Annotated in this window: 12 protein-coding genes and 6 tRNA genes; 3 read left to right on the top strand and 15 right to left on the bottom strand. The window is 42.5% G+C overall.

Going from position 1 to position 13,702, the window contains the following annotated elements:
* Window positions 1–204 precede the first annotated feature (204 nt).
* Window positions 205–369 (top strand): hypothetical protein, encoded by a 165-nt coding sequence (locus tag Xedl_RS31615; protein WP_208605041.1) that lies wholly within the window; start codon window positions 205–207, stop codon window positions 367–369.
* Between the two features lie 192 nt (window positions 370–561).
* Here Xedl_RS31615 and rplS read toward each other — a convergent pair whose 3' ends face one another.
* The 5 genes from rplS to ffh all read right to left on the bottom strand — a co-directional run bounded on the left by rplS (window position 562) and on the right by ffh (window position 4,085).
* Window positions 562–915 carry a 50S ribosomal protein L19 gene (gene rplS, locus Xedl_RS10515; RefSeq protein WP_074023653.1) on the bottom strand — a complete coding sequence of 118 codons (354 nt, stop codon included), beginning with the start codon at window positions 913–915 and terminating at the stop codon, window positions 562–564.
* 65 nt (window positions 916–980) lie between these two features.
* Window positions 981–1,733: a tRNA (guanosine(37)-N1)-methyltransferase TrmD gene (gene trmD / locus Xedl_RS10510; protein WP_074023652.1), complete on the bottom strand. Its 753-nt coding sequence runs from the start codon at window positions 1,731–1,733 to the stop codon at window positions 981–983.
* Window positions 1,734–1,770: 37 nt separating this feature from the next.
* Complete coding sequence (rimM, locus tag Xedl_RS10505) at window positions 1,771–2,319, bottom strand: ribosome maturation factor RimM (protein ID WP_074023651.1); 549 nt, start codon at window positions 2,317–2,319, stop codon at window positions 1,771–1,773.
* An 18-nt stretch (window positions 2,320–2,337) separates the two neighbouring features.
* Complete coding sequence (gene rpsP, locus Xedl_RS10500; protein ID WP_074020141.1) at window positions 2,338–2,586, bottom strand: 30S ribosomal protein S16; 249 nt, start codon at window positions 2,584–2,586, stop codon at window positions 2,338–2,340.
* A gap of 137 nt (window positions 2,587–2,723) precedes the next feature.
* Window positions 2,724–4,085, bottom strand: coding sequence for a signal recognition particle protein (ffh, locus tag Xedl_RS10495; RefSeq protein WP_074023650.1), 1,362 nt, complete (start codon window positions 4,083–4,085; stop codon window positions 2,724–2,726).
* A 198-nt stretch (window positions 4,086–4,283) separates the two neighbouring features.
* On the opposite strand from ffh, the gene Xedl_RS10490 reads away from it, so the two are divergent.
* On the top strand, window positions 4,284–5,075 hold the full coding sequence (locus Xedl_RS10490; protein WP_074023667.1) for a cytochrome C assembly family protein: 792 nt from the start codon (window positions 4,284–4,286) through the stop codon (window positions 5,073–5,075).
* A gap of 52 nt (window positions 5,076–5,127) precedes the next feature.
* Window positions 5,128–6,408 (top strand): HlyC/CorC family transporter, encoded by a 1,281-nt coding sequence (locus tag Xedl_RS10485; RefSeq protein WP_074023649.1) that lies wholly within the window; start codon window positions 5,128–5,130, stop codon window positions 6,406–6,408.
* A gap of 122 nt (window positions 6,409–6,530) precedes the next feature.
* Here Xedl_RS10485 and luxS read toward each other — a convergent pair whose 3' ends face one another.
* The 10 genes from luxS to alaS form a co-directional block, all read right to left on the bottom strand.
* Window positions 6,531–7,046, bottom strand: a complete 516-nt coding sequence (gene luxS / locus Xedl_RS10480) for an S-ribosylhomocysteine lyase (RefSeq protein WP_074023648.1) — start codon at window positions 7,044–7,046, stop codon at window positions 6,531–6,533.
* A 162-nt stretch (window positions 7,047–7,208) separates the two neighbouring features.
* Window positions 7,209–8,768 carry a glutamate--cysteine ligase gene (gene gshA, locus Xedl_RS10475; RefSeq protein WP_074023647.1) on the bottom strand — a complete coding sequence of 520 codons (1,560 nt, stop codon included), beginning with the start codon at window positions 8,766–8,768 and terminating at the stop codon, window positions 7,209–7,211.
* A 196-nt stretch (window positions 8,769–8,964) separates the two neighbouring features.
* Window positions 8,965–9,041: transfer RNA gene (locus Xedl_RS10470), tRNA-Arg, on the bottom strand.
* An 85-nt stretch (window positions 9,042–9,126) separates the two neighbouring features.
* Window positions 9,127–9,203: transfer RNA gene (locus tag Xedl_RS10465), tRNA-Arg, on the bottom strand.
* 85 nt (window positions 9,204–9,288) lie between these two features.
* Window positions 9,289–9,365 (bottom strand) — tRNA-Arg (locus tag Xedl_RS10460).
* Window positions 9,366–9,450: 85 nt separating this feature from the next.
* Window positions 9,451–9,527 (bottom strand) — tRNA-Arg (locus Xedl_RS10455).
* An 80-nt stretch (window positions 9,528–9,607) separates the two neighbouring features.
* A tRNA-Arg gene (locus Xedl_RS10450) sits at window positions 9,608–9,684 on the bottom strand.
* Window positions 9,685–9,692: 8 nt separating this feature from the next.
* Window positions 9,693–9,785: transfer RNA gene (locus tag Xedl_RS10445), tRNA-Ser, on the bottom strand.
* A 462-nt stretch (window positions 9,786–10,247) separates the two neighbouring features.
* On the bottom strand, window positions 10,248–10,433 hold the full coding sequence (gene csrA / locus Xedl_RS10440) for a carbon storage regulator CsrA (RefSeq protein ID WP_010845367.1): 186 nt from the start codon (window positions 10,431–10,433) through the stop codon (window positions 10,248–10,250).
* 258 nt (window positions 10,434–10,691) lie between these two features.
* Window positions 10,692–13,319 (bottom strand): alanine--tRNA ligase, encoded by a 2,628-nt coding sequence (gene alaS, locus Xedl_RS10435; protein ID WP_074023646.1) that lies wholly within the window; start codon window positions 13,317–13,319, stop codon window positions 10,692–10,694.
* Window positions 13,320–13,702 lie beyond the last annotated feature (383 nt).

Below are 13,702 nucleotides of genomic sequence, written 5' to 3'. Positions count from 1 at the left end.
GTGGACTGATCGCTTACTGCCTTAAATTGAAAAAACCATCACTGGAAGTTTTCTATTCAGAAGACGCTGTTCCAATGATGGCTTAAGCAGAATTCGGGTTAATTATCACTACTACGGCGTCGGCTGACTTCTGTCATTCCATCCCAACACCTCTCGATATTGGTAGCACATTGGCAGAATGATAGCTCTCCCGAGGTAATTCGCGTGACCTTCCTGCATATGTCTGTCCGCTCTACGTCACAGCGTTCCGTGCAAGTATTGGGCGTTGACGATAATGGCCGCCTTACCCCGCTGTACCGCCTAAACGGCTTCCTGTTCGTCAGACCCGCATTTTGCTTTCAGCTTCCTTCAGATTTCACCTCACGATGAACACCCTTGCCGTTCAGCTAACACTTCCCCTTGCCGGGTGTGTAGAGGACTTTCACCTCCAAGTCGTCGGTTAACCACCACAGTTAACTAACAGCGCCAATCAAGGCGCTACGCGCCATGCTCGGCGCACCATGTAAAAAGGCCAGCATATATGCTGGCCTTTTAATAACTTTCGGATGTAGCAAAAGCGTATTATTTTGCGTTCAGACGCTCTTTAATACGAGCTGCCTTACCAGAACGCTCACGCAGGTAGTACAGTTTAGCTCTGCGAACAGCACCACGACGTTTAACGAAAATGCTGTCTACGACTGGGGAGTGAGTCTGGAATACACGCTCAACGCCTTCGCCGTTAGAAATCTTACGAACAGTGAATGCAGAGTGCAGACCGCGGTTACGAATTGCAATAACCACGCCCTCGAATGTCTGCAGACGCTTTTTAGAACCTTCAACGACCCATACCTTAACTTCCACGGTGTCACCCGGACGGAATGAAGGTACGTCTTGCTTCATCTGCTCTTGTTCAAGTTGTTTAATAATGTTGCTCATAATAACTCTCTTACCCTAGGTAAACTGATATATCAAAGACATCCCTTCGGTGGGATATGTCTGGATTAATTCGTTGCCTGATCTTGATATTCCCGCTGGAATTCAGATAGCAACATCCTTTGCTCGTCAGTCAGAGCTAGGTTTTCTAGAAGTTCGGGCCTTCTCAACCAGGTTCGGCCAAGCGACTGTTTCATTCGCCAGCGATTAATTTCAGCATGGTTTCCCGACAGCAAAACTGGGGGAACCTCCATACCATCTAACACTTCAGGGCGAGTATAATGAGGACAATCCAACAGTCCATCAGCGAATGAGTCTTCTTCTGCCGACGCCTGACGCCCTAATACTCCCGGAATAAACCGTGATATTGAGTCAATCATCGTCATTGCAGGAAGCTCCCCCCCGCTAAGAACGTAATCACCGACAGACCACTCTTCGTCAATTTCGGTTTGGATGATACGCTCATCAATACCTTCATAACGCCCGCAAACCAGAATTAATTTCTCATTTACGGCCAGTTCACAAACTCCTTGTTGATCGAGTTTGCGTCCCTGAGGTGAAAGATAAATCACCTTTGCACCATCACCTGCCGAAGCTTTAGCTGCATGAATGGCTTCCCGTAATGGTTGCACCATCATCAGCATGCCTGGACCACCGCCATAAGGACGATCATCAACAGTACGATGCCGGTCGTAGGTAAAATCCCGCGGATTCCAGCAATCAATACTCAACAGGCCGTTTTTTACTGCCCGACCAGTTACCCCGTAATCGGTTACTGCGCGGAACATTTCAGGAAACAGGCTAATAACCCCAATCCACATACTGTGTCCCACTCATTTAAACCGTTTTTATCGGAGATTAAAAACCAGGATCCCAATCTACCTCAATGGTTTTGGTAGCGAGATCGACTTTCTTGATAACCTGCCCATCAAGAAACGGAACCAGCCGCTCCTTGATACCGAATGCATCTTTCAGGTTTGCTTTTATTACCATCACATCGTTAGAACCCGTTTCCATCATGTCATGAATGGTTCCAAGGTTATAACCGGCTGTATTTATTACCTGGCAGCCAATAAGGTCTTTCCAGTAATAATCACCCTCTTCCAGTTCTGGTAACTGGCTACAATCCACCACAACTTCACAGTTAGTGAATAAATTCGCCGCATCCCTATCGTCAATATCTTTGATTTTGACGATAATATCTTGGTTATGGTATTTCCACGCTTCCAGCTCAATGTGTTGCCACTGGCCTGAGCGTTGAATAAACCACGGTTGATATTCAAAAATGGCTTCGGTGTGTTCGGTGGAAGAAAAAACTCTGAGCCAACCACGAATGCCATATGCAGACCCCAATTTCCCCAATACAATTGGCTCAGCAGGGTGCTTCAGGCCAGATTGTCTGCTCATTGTTACCACCGCGACAGATTAAGCTGCTTTCTTAGCGTCTTTGATCAGTGTAGCAACACGATCAGACACAGATGCACCCAGACCAACCCAGTGTTCGATACGGTCCAGATCTAAACGCAGAGCTTCTGCTTTTCCTGAAGCGATTGGGTTGAAGAAACCAACACGCTCAATAAAACGACCATCACGCGCATTGCGGCTATCGGTCACGACTACTTGATAAAACGGACGCTTTTTTGCGCCGCCACGAGCTAAACGAATTGTTACCATAACATCCTCATTAGTTAGCAAAACAACCAGACTCCATCGAGGAATGGAGTCCGGCTGTCCATTTAAAAGCCCGAAAATTTTACTCACTTTGGCGCAAAAAGCAATCCAAAGAACATTTTCTTTCGCAACTTTGTTGATTATCGCCCCATAAATCCCGGTGGCAGCATACCTTTCATGCCTCGCATCATTTTTGCCAAACCACCTTTCTTCATCTTTTTCATCATACGCTGCATTTCATCAAACTGTTTCAGCAAACGGTTGACATCCTGCACCTGTGTACCCGATCCCATCGCAATGCGGCGCTTACGGGAACCTTTGATGATTTCTGGTTTTTCACGCTCTTTACGGGTCATGGAATTAATGATGGCTTCCATTTTAACCAGAACCTTGTCATCCATTTGGGATTTAACGGCATCAGGGATCTGTGATACTCCCGGCATTTTACTCAACATGCTAGCCATTCCGCCCATGTTGCGCATCTGTTTAAGTTGTTCAAGAAAATCACTTAAATCAAAGCCGTCACCTTTTTTCAGCTTAGATGCCAGTTTTTCTGCTTGGGTACGATCAACTTTGCTTTCAAGTTCTTCGATCAGTGAAAGCATGTCCCCCATGCCCAGAATGCGAGATGCAATGCGATCAGGATGGAAAGGTTCTAATGCATCCGTTTTTTCGCCAACGCCGAGGAATTTGATAGGCTTACCCGTGATATGGCGGATGGAAAGCGCAGCACCACCACGCGCATCACCATCAACTTTGGTCAGAACAATCCCTGTTAATGGCAATGCTTCATTGAATGCTTTTGCTGTATTTGCCGCATCTTGCCCCGTCATTGCATCAACAACAAACAGGGTTTCAACAGGATCAATAGCCGCATGAACCGCTTTGATTTCATCCATCATCGCTTCATCAACATGCAGACGGCCTGCTGTATCGACTAACAATACATCATAGAATTTCAGCTTAGCATGTTGGATCGCTTTATTAACAATATCAACAGGCTTTTCCTGTGGATCGGAAGGGAAAAAGTCAACTCCAACTGTTTCAGATAAGGTTTCAAGCTGTTTAATCGCCGCTGGTCGGTATACGTCAGCAGAAACAACCAAGACTTTTTTCTTGTTTTTCTCTTTCAGCAACTTACCTAATTTAGCAACGCTGGTCGTTTTACCTGCACCTTGCAAACCAGCCATAAGAACCACTGCGGGAGGCTGTGTGGAAAGATTCAGTTCACTGTTAACCTCTCCCATCGCCTTAATCAATTCATTCTGAACGATTTTGACGAATTCCTGACCTGGAGTCAGACTTTTGTTAACCTCATGCCCCACTGCGCTCTCTTTGACTCGTGCAATAAAATCACGCACGACAGGCAATGCAACATCCGCTTCGAGCAAAGCCATACGAACTTCGCGCAGCGTATCTTTAATATTATCTTCAGTCAGCCGCCCGCGACCGCTGATATTGCGCAATGTGCGCGATAGTCTGTCAGTTAAATTATCAAACATTGTCTCAGCTCAGATATCTACAAGTGGGTCTACCTGTAAGGCAAATTTCGCAAATTATAGCACGATGATTATGTGATCTCTGCAAAGAGATTCCCAAGTATGATTAACAACGGTTGGAGGCTACCCCTGCTAGCGGTATACTTAAATTTCAGGTTCAATCCATACCCAATGGATTTCATTGCGAAAACGATAAACGTTATGCTGATATTTTCAATTATTGCTTTACTTGCCTATCTCATTAGTCTGACGCTCATCGTGCCAGGTTTATTACGTCAACAGAACAGTTATCAAAAACTGGCACTTTCTTTTGCAATTGTAGCGTTAGTCGCTCACTCGATTGCATTAAAATACCAAGTTTTTCATGTCAGCAGCGGGCAAAATCTTACGTTATTGAATTTAGGCTCAATTGTCAGCTTGCTTATGTGCATCATCATGACAGTCGTCGCTTTCCGTGGACGTGCATGGTTTTTACTGCCAATTGTTTACAGCTTCGCCATGATTAATTTGATACTGGCTAGCATGATGCCGGGAGAATTTATTACGCATCTTGAAAATAGTGTCGAATTATTTATTCATATTGGGCTGGCATTACTTGGCTATGCCACTTTACTCATTGCAGCACTTTATGCATTGCAACTTGGTTGGTTGGATCATCGGCTGAAAAAGAAAAAACTCACATTTACCTCTGGTATGCCCCCATTGATGACAATTGAGCGGAAAATGTTTCACATTACCCAAGTTGGTGTAATTTTACTCACATTGACGCTATGTACTGGCATCATGTATATGGATGATATTTTCAGTAAAGAAAATATCCATAAATCAATTTTATCTATCATTGCATGGTTTATTTACGTTATTTTGCTTTGGGGACATTATCATGAAGGATGGCGTGGTAAGCGTATTATTTGGTTCAATTTGATTGGCGCATTTATTCTAACACTTGCTTTCTTCGGTAGCAGGTTATTGCAGGAAATGATGGTTTATTAATAAGTTAATTTACTATCGCCAATTTGTATCATTATTAGGAAGGAATTCTGTTTTGGAGAACGTCTCAACAAGTACACTAATTATAATTCTTGTTGTCATGGTTATTGTTTCGGCTTATTTCTCAGCCTCAGAAACTAGCATGATGACAATCAATCGATATCGCTTACGCCATTTGGCTAAACAGGGAAGCAATCCCGCACGCAGGGTTGAATCACTGCTGCGTTATCCAGACAGACTCATTAGCTTGATACTTATCGGAAATAATCTTGTCAATATTTTGGCGTCCTCTCTTGCTACTATCGTTGGTATGCGGCTCTATGGCGATGCTGGTGTTGCGATTGCAACAGGTATACTGACGTTCATTATTCTCATTTTTTCTGAAGTGATGCCAAAGACCATCGCAGCGCTTTACCCTGAAAAAATTGCATTCCCAAGTAGTTTCCTGTTACGTCCACTAGAAAAAATCATGCTGCCCCTTGTTTGGGCATTTAATAGGATAAGTTTGCTATTTATGCGCTGTTTGGGGATCAAAACTGCTAATATTCGTAGTGATGCCGTCAGTAAAGACGAGCTACGCACAATTGTGAATGAATCAAATGCCAATCTATCACGCCGCAATCAGGATATGCTGCTCTCAATATTAGATCTTGAGAAAGTCACCGTTGGTGACATTATGATCCCACGTAATGAAATTGTCGGTATTGATATTAATAATGATTGGAAGTCCATTATCAGGCAACTGACACACTCTCCACATGGACGCATTGTGTTATATCGGGACTCACTTGATGATGCTATCGGTATGCTCCGAGTGCGTGAAGCTTATAGACTGATGATGGAGAAAAAAGAATTCACAAAAAGAAATTTACTCAAAGCCGCAGATAAAATCTATTTCATCCCAGTTAGCACACCATTAAATATCCAGCTGATTAATTTCCAGCGTAATAAACAAAAAGCGGGTTTGATCGTTGATGAATATGGTGATATTCAAGGGCTAGTGACTGTCGAGGATATTTTGGAAGAAATTGTCGGCGATTTTACCACCTCCATGTCGCCAACTCTGGCAGAAGAAGTTCTTCCACAAAGTGACGGAACCGTTCTGGTTGATGGTACAGCCAATATCCGTGAATTAAATAAGGTTTTCGGTTGGACACTTCCCGAAAATGGCCCAAGGACAATGAATGGAATGATTCTGGAAGAACTAGGTGAAATTCCCAAATTAAATGTTCAAGTGAGGATTAGTGAATACAATTTCGAGGTTCTTGCGGTACACGATAATGTTATCAAGCAGGTTCGTGTCACACCGATGAAAAAAGAACAGAGCAGAACATAAGATCTGGTGAATAATCTAACCGTCATCATATATTCAGGTTAAAAATGTCCAATCTCATCGGTCTAGGCAACTAAATACAGGGCTAGCAGAATAAGCTAGCCCTTCAATAAAATATTGTGGATTTAAACCTGAATCTCCACAAGTTTTTCTTCAGGCAACGCCAATTCATCGTTATAATTAACACGAACACCAGAATCAAGAATACGTTGAGCAATATCTTGAGCTTCTTTCAATGAGTGCATTTCATATGTACCGCACTGATAAATGTTCAATTCTGGGATCTGGCTCTGATCTTGAACTTTTAACACGTCTTCCATTGCAGCTCTCCAAGCCTCAGCGACTCTTGACTCTTCTGGAACACCGACCAAGCTCATATAAAAACCAGTACGACATCCCATTGGAGAGATATCAATAATTTCAACACCATCACCGTTCAAATGATTGCGCATAAACCCCGCAAACAAATGCTCAAGTGTGTGAATACCTCGTTCTGGCATTACTGCTTTATTAGGAACACAAAAACGTAAATCAAATACTGTGATAGTATCGCCGTGAGGCGTTTTCATTATCTTGGCAACTCTGACAGCAGGTGCGGCCATGCGAGTATGGTCAACTGTAAAACTATCCAACAAAGGCATAATACTACCTCCTGAGGTATCAGATTTTTTACGAAAAATTTTTCAGATAGATGAAACCTTTTCATTCGCGGCTGGTCATAAGATATGAAGACGCGCAAAATTGTTATCATCCCTATTCTCTAAGATATTTCATTTGGCCACCAGTGGTGGCCGTTTTCTTTTTTAACGCCTTGCATGAAGTTGTAAATACTCGTCAAAACTCATGATATCTTGCTGTTCAAGGTCATGTTGACGTGATACAGAAGATTCACGCTCAACCGAAAAATTTTCATCCTTCAAAATTGAATAATGTTCTTCAATCAATTCATTATGATACTGATCTGCTAGTTCCAACCCAAAACCAACTATCCCCTGAGATTTCATCTTATCCAGGACACGCGCCGAAAACGTTAGTGATGGATCTTCAAACATATTAACCAATTCTTTACAGACTGATTGATATTGAGTCCCTGAACAGGCATCCAGAACTTCAGCAACTCTCTCTAAGTCCCTGAATAATTTTCGCCCTACAGTCTTAAGTGGCTGTTGTTCAATCCCACAACCAAGGCCAATCGACAATCCAGGTTTACGTCCTTCTAAGATAACTTTATTCCAGTTTCCACGGCAACATGCAAGCTCCTCATTTCCCATTTCAGGAGCATCAGCCAGAGCACACCATATCAAGAATAAGTCAAGAAAACGAATTTGTGTCTCATCAACTCCAATAGGGGAAAAAGGATTAATATCTAAAGAACGCACTTCAATATACTCTATACCACCTCTCAACAAAGCATCTGAAGGTGATTCTTCCTCTTTCGTGACTCGTTTTGGACGTATTGGTGCGTACAACTCATTTTCAATTTGAAGAACATTAGTGTTGAGCTGTAAGTACTTATTCCCTTTTTTGATACCGATTGCCGCAAATTCTTCGGATGGCTTATGAATTGCTTTCTTAAGCCCCTCTACATAGATATGAAGATGATTAAAAGTAATATTCAGATCACTTTGCGATTTGTTGGTATACCCAAGATCACTCATCCTCAACGAAGTCGCATAAGGCAGATAACAAGTCCCTCTTTCTGTTTCCTCAAAAGGTAATATTGTATTTCGTCCACGTAAGAATGAAGAACAAATTGCCGGTGATGCGCCAAATAAATAAGGAATAACCCAGCCAAAGCGGTAATAATTGCGGATTAAACGAAGGTAGCCATCTGAGATCTGCTCTTTCCCTGTCTCGGCGTCTTTAATACCTAACCATGCCTGCCAAAAACTCATTGGCAGAGAAAAGTTATAATGCACACCAGAAATTACTTGCATTAGTGCGCCATAACGGCTCTTTAATCCTTCACGGTACAAGGTCTTAAAACGGCCTAAGTTAGATGTACCATATTGAGCCAAAGTGATATTTTCTTCTTCGTCGATAAAACATGGCATACTTAAAGGCCACATTTTTTCATTGCTCAGATTCAGGGCGGTATGGATATGCAAATCTTTAAGGAAAGCAGTGGTTCTATCTATATTGCTATCAACAGGGGTAATAAATTCCAATAGAGATTCAGCAAAATCAGTTGTAATCCATTTATGCGTTAAAGAAGCACCAAGTGATTTTGGATGCTCCGTCTTAGCTAAATGACCGTCTGGAGTAACACGCAATGTTTCACGTTCAATGCCACGACAAATACCGTTTAATACGGTAGGATTTGCCTCTAACCATGACAATGCTTTTGATACGTCCGGGATCAATTTGTCCTCCCGTGGAGTTGAAGAGATTATTACTAAAAGTTTACTTTATATGAAACAAGTCAAGTTGTCGCTGATTACATAAAGGGGGCAACATATCACCGCACAAATTATAAACATAATTAATGAAATAAATGTTATTTTTGAACAAAAGATAAAAAAGAAAAACCCCTTCCTTGATAAGGAAGGGGTTTTAATCTGGTGCATCCAGGAGGATTCGAACCTCCGACCGCTCGGTTCGTAGCCGAGTACTCTATCCAGCTGAGCTATGGATGCATTGTCGGTTTTCTATTTCAACTCAGACGCTTTTGATTGCCTGACTTTATAGAATTTGAATACCCAAAATTCGGGATATATAAAATGGTGCATCCAGGAGGATTCGAACCTCCGACCGCTCGGTTCGTAGCCGAGTACTCTATCCAGCTGAGCTATGGATGCATTGTCAGTTTTCTATTTCAACTCAGACGTTGTTGATTGCCTGACTTTATAGAATTTGAATACCCAAAATTCGGGATATATAAAATGGTGCATCCAGGAGGATTCGAACCTCCGACCGCTCGGTTCGTAGCCGAGTACTCTATCCAGCTGAGCTATGGATGCATTGTCAGTTTTCTATTTCAACTCAGACGTTGTTGATTGCCTGACTTTATAGAATTTGAATACCCAAAATTCGGGATATATAAAATGGTGCATCCAGGAGGATTCGAACCTCCGACCGCTCGGTTCGTAGCCGAGTACTCTATCCAGCTGAGCTATGGATGCATTGTCGGTTTTCTATTTCCGCTCAAGCGATAGTGATTGCCTGACTAGAATTGAGATACCTAAAAATCGCGGTGTTTAAATGGTGCATCCAGGAGGATTCGAACCTCCGACCGCTCGGTTCGTAGCCGAGTACTCTATCCAGCTGAGCTATGGATGCGCATTAAATGGCGGTGAGGGAGGGATTCGAACCCTCGATGCAGCTCTTAACCACATACTCCCTTAGCAGGGGAGCGCCTTCAGCCTCTCGGCCACCTCACCATTTTTAAAACCTGCGACTGAGAAGTTTTCACTTCTTAGCTTTTAGGATCTTTACTTCCGGTATTTACTCAGAAGCTTTCCTTCAAGCTCTTCGTCGCTGCGATGGCGCACATATTACTTTCCCTACCTGATAAGTCAAACAATTTTTCGTAACTTTTTTCCGTTTGGATACTTAACATGCAAAATGCTTGATTTAACATCTAAGGGGTTGTTTTATCAACAGTGAAATAATCTAAAAACCGTTAAAATTTATGAAAATGATTATTCATCTCTATGGACTCATGAACGAGGCTTTTTCAACTGATAGAAAATAAAAAGACATGAGAGAATAGGATCAGAGTATCAAAAAGAGATAAACATAGCAGGGTTACAAAACAGGAAAGTAGAAAGAAACAGAAAAAGAAGACAGAAAGGAGTAGAGTAGCGCCCAAGTCTTAAAAAAGCATGGACGCCATTCTTGAATTAAAAAGTTGTAGGCTGGGATTTCTCCGCCTGAATCCGTTGATAAATTTCTTCACGGTGAACAGAAACTTCCTTGGGCGCATTTACACCAATGCGAACTTGGTTGCCTTTAACTCCCAGTACTGTGACTGTTACCTCATCGCCTATCATGAGCGTTTCACCAACTCGACGAGTCAGAATAAGCATTCTTTGCTCCTTGAAAATTTAAAAGAGTCGGGTCTCTAGGTTTCCCCGCTATTATCCATCAAACACCGTGAAAACGTAAAGCAATGATATCTACTTAAAGTATAAGCAGTTTTGAACACATTTCCTATATCTATAGATATCTATAGGATAGCTAAAATATAAGTATGTGCCCAACATTTCAACAATTTCACAACAAAAAAACATCCGGCACCATAAAAAAACACTTTCACGGTGCCGCTGCTGTCACGGCAATACCAACTATAACCGCAATGTTACCCACTCTTCTACACTAGCTAATGCAGAAGGAAGAGCTGTTACATCAGTCCCGCCAGCCTGAGCCAGATCAGGACGCCCTCCTCCTTTACCTCCAACCTGTTGGGCAACAAAAGAGATTAAATCGCCTGCTTTTATTCTAGCAGTCAAATCCTTCGTTATACCAACAATTAGACTGACTTTATCACCAGTCACTGTAGAAAGCACAATAATTGCTGATCCTAACTGATTTTTTAGATCATCAACCATCGTTCTGAGCATTTTCGGCTCTATATCACCTAATTGAGTTACCAGTAGACGAGTGTCTTGGATTTCCTTGGCTTGATTAGCCAAAGAGGAGCTTTCCTGAGCTGCTTGCTGAGATTTCAACTGTTGCAACTCTTTTTCCAACTGTTTCGTTTTGTCCAGTGTTGTTTTCACTTTCTCATTCAGGCTACTGATATCACCTTTCACCAAATGAGCGATGTCTTGCAGTAAATCAGCCTGTTGATAGACAGAGTTTAGCGCAGTTTGCCCCGTGATGGCTTCAATACGACGAATTCCGGCTGCTGTACCTGATTCACTCGATATACGTAACAACCCTATATCACCTGTGCGGCTAGCATGAGTACCACCACATAATTCGGTAGAAAAACCTCCCATGCTAAGTACACGTACTTTTTCGTCATATTTCTCGCCAAACAGTGCCATAGCACCTTTCGCTTTTGCTTCTTCCAGCTCCATTAGTTCTGTAACAATTGGTGAATTTTTGCGAATCTCTTCATTCACCAAGTTTTCGACTTGACGGATCTGTTCTGGCTTCATGGCCTCAAAGTGAGAGAAGTCAAAGCGCAGATATTTATCATTTACTAAAGAGCCTTTCTGGGCAACATGTTCTCCCAAAATTTGACGTAATGCCGCATGTAATAAGTGGGTCGCTGAATGATTCAAACGGATCGCATCTCTGCGTGCCACATCAATTTCAGCCTCAACTGCATAATTAATGCTCAAACTACCGCTTGTCAACTTACCGATGTGACCAATTGCCTGAGCATATTTTTGTGTATCAACGACTTCGAATACACCATTGTCATTCAACAATTTACCCGTATCACCAACCTGTCCACCAGATTCAGCATAGAAAGCGGTTTTATCAAGTATAATAATCGCTTCTTCACCAGCGTGAATTTGCTCAACAGCTTGGCCATTGCGGAAGATAGCGATAACAGTAGCTTGCTGTGAGTTATGTTCATAACCACAAAAATCACTGCGTCCATCAACTTTGATCAGCTCATTGTAATCTGTACCAAAACCACTGGATTCACGGGCGCGACGACGCTGGTTTTCCATTGCTGCACCGAAACCAGCTTCATCAACTTTGATATTACGTTCGCGGCAAACATCCGCAGTCAAGTCAACAGGGAAACCATAGGTATCATACAAACGGAAAGCAGTTTCACCGTCGAGCGTATCACCAGATAATTTAGCCAGCTCTTCATCCAGCAACTGCAAGCCACGTTCCAAAGTACGAGCAAACTGTTCTTCTTCAGTTTTTAATACCTGCTCAACCAAAGCCTGCTGCTGTTTCAGCTCTTCACCAGCCGCCCCCATGAATTTAATCAGTGGTGCAACTAGCTTGTAGAAGAAGGCTTCTTTTGCCCCCAACATGTTGCCATGACGGACAGCACGGCGAATGATACGACGAAGTACATAGCCGCGGTTTTCGTTGGATGGAATAACCCCATCGCAAATCAAGAACGCACACGCACGGATATGGTCTGCAACAACACGCAGAGATTTATTGGTAAGATCTGTTGCTCCTGTCACTTTTGCAACCGAAGCAATTAAGTTTTGGAATAGGTCTATCTCGTAGTTGGAATTAACGTGTTGCAAGACGGCTGTGATACGTTCCAGCCCCATACCGGTATCAACTGAAGGTTTTGGCAACGGTTCCATAGTGCCATCGGCATGGCGGTTAAATTGCATGAAAACGATGTTCCAAATTTCAATATATCTGTCACCGTCTTCCTCTGGGCTGCCTGGAGGGCCTCCCCAAATATGTTCACCGTGGTCGTAAAAAATCTCCGTACAAGGACCACATGGGCCAGTATCCCCCATTTGCCAGAAATTATCTGACGCATATGGAGCACCTTTGTTATCACCTATACGAATGATTCTTTCTGCCGGAACACCGACTTCTTTATGCCAGATGTCATAAGCTTCATCGTCTGTCTCATAGACAGTAACCCACAGTTTTTCTTTTGGCAGGTTAAACCACTTTTCGCCGGTCAGTAACTCCCATGCGTATTGAATTGCATCTTGTTTAAAATAATCGCCAAAACTGAAGTTACCCAACATTTCGAAGAAAGTGTGGTGACGGGCTGTATAACCTACATTTTCTAAATCGTTATGTTTACCGCCAGCACGAACACAGCGCTGAGCCGTTGTTGCTCTAGAATAAGGTCTATTATCCAATCCTAGAAAGACATCTTTGAACTGGTTCATCCCTGCGTTGGTGAACAACAATGTTGGATCATTGGTTGGCACCAACGAGCTGCTTGGTACTATCTGATGCCCTTTAGTATGAAAAAAGTCAAGAAACGCCTGACGGATCTCAGCGGTGCTTTTGCTCATAATTGTCCCGAAATCAAGCTGAAAAAACAGATCTATGAATGGTTAAGGTGATATATCGCACCACCATTTCAACTCACGAATAAATTAAAGTAGGGTTAAGATAGAGTGTCTTCCATAAGAAGTAAAATCCCATATAAATCCATTCGCCTTCCAGCATTGTAATTCGTCTAAGGATTTTCTGAAAGTCTGTTAGTGACACCTGTTTCAATACGCCTATTTCAAGGATGTTTATTTTCTTTATGAAAACAGGTGTAAAAAAAACCACACCCGATATGGATGTGGTTTTTAAATAAGCTTTCATAATAACGATACACTCATTTTTCTCACTCCCGGTTGTTGCCCTGATGAAAAGGCGGTCATAAATTCTTCAACGCACACTAAGA

The sequence above is a fragment of the Xenorhabdus eapokensis genome, from assembly GCF_001908105.1.
The sequence above is the reverse complement of the archived record's forward strand: the minus strand, read 5'-3'. Positions and strand labels throughout refer to the sequence as shown.

Excerpts from the sequence above, each read along its gene's own strand:
- csrA (WP_010845367.1), bottom strand. The coding sequence starts at position 10,433 with ATGCTTATTCTGACTCGTCGAGTTGGTGAAACGCTCATGATAGGCGAT.
- rimM (WP_074023651.1), bottom strand. The coding sequence starts at position 2,319 with ATGAGCAGACAATCTGGCCTGAAGCACCCTGCTGAGCCAATTGTATTG.
- rpsP (WP_074020141.1), bottom strand. The coding sequence starts at position 2,586 with ATGGTAACAATTCGTTTAGCTCGTGGCGGCGCAAAAAAGCGTCCGTTT.
- Xedl_RS10490 (WP_074023667.1), top strand. The coding sequence starts at position 4,284 with ATGCTGATATTTTCAATTATTGCTTTACTTGCCTATCTCATTAGTCTG.
- rplS (WP_074023653.1), bottom strand. The coding sequence starts at position 915 with ATGAGCAACATTATTAAACAACTTGAACAAGAGCAGATGAAGCAAGAC.
- trmD (WP_074023652.1), bottom strand. The coding sequence starts at position 1,733 with ATGTGGATTGGGGTTATTAGCCTGTTTCCTGAAATGTTCCGCGCAGTA.
- ffh (WP_074023650.1), bottom strand. The coding sequence starts at position 4,085 with ATGTTTGATAATTTAACTGACAGACTATCGCGCACATTGCGCAATATC.
- alaS (WP_074023646.1), bottom strand. The coding sequence starts at position 13,319 with ATGAGCAAAAGCACCGCTGAGATCCGTCAGGCGTTTCTTGACTTTTTT.
- luxS (WP_074023648.1), bottom strand. The coding sequence starts at position 7,046 with ATGCCTTTGTTGGATAGTTTTACAGTTGACCATACTCGCATGGCCGCA.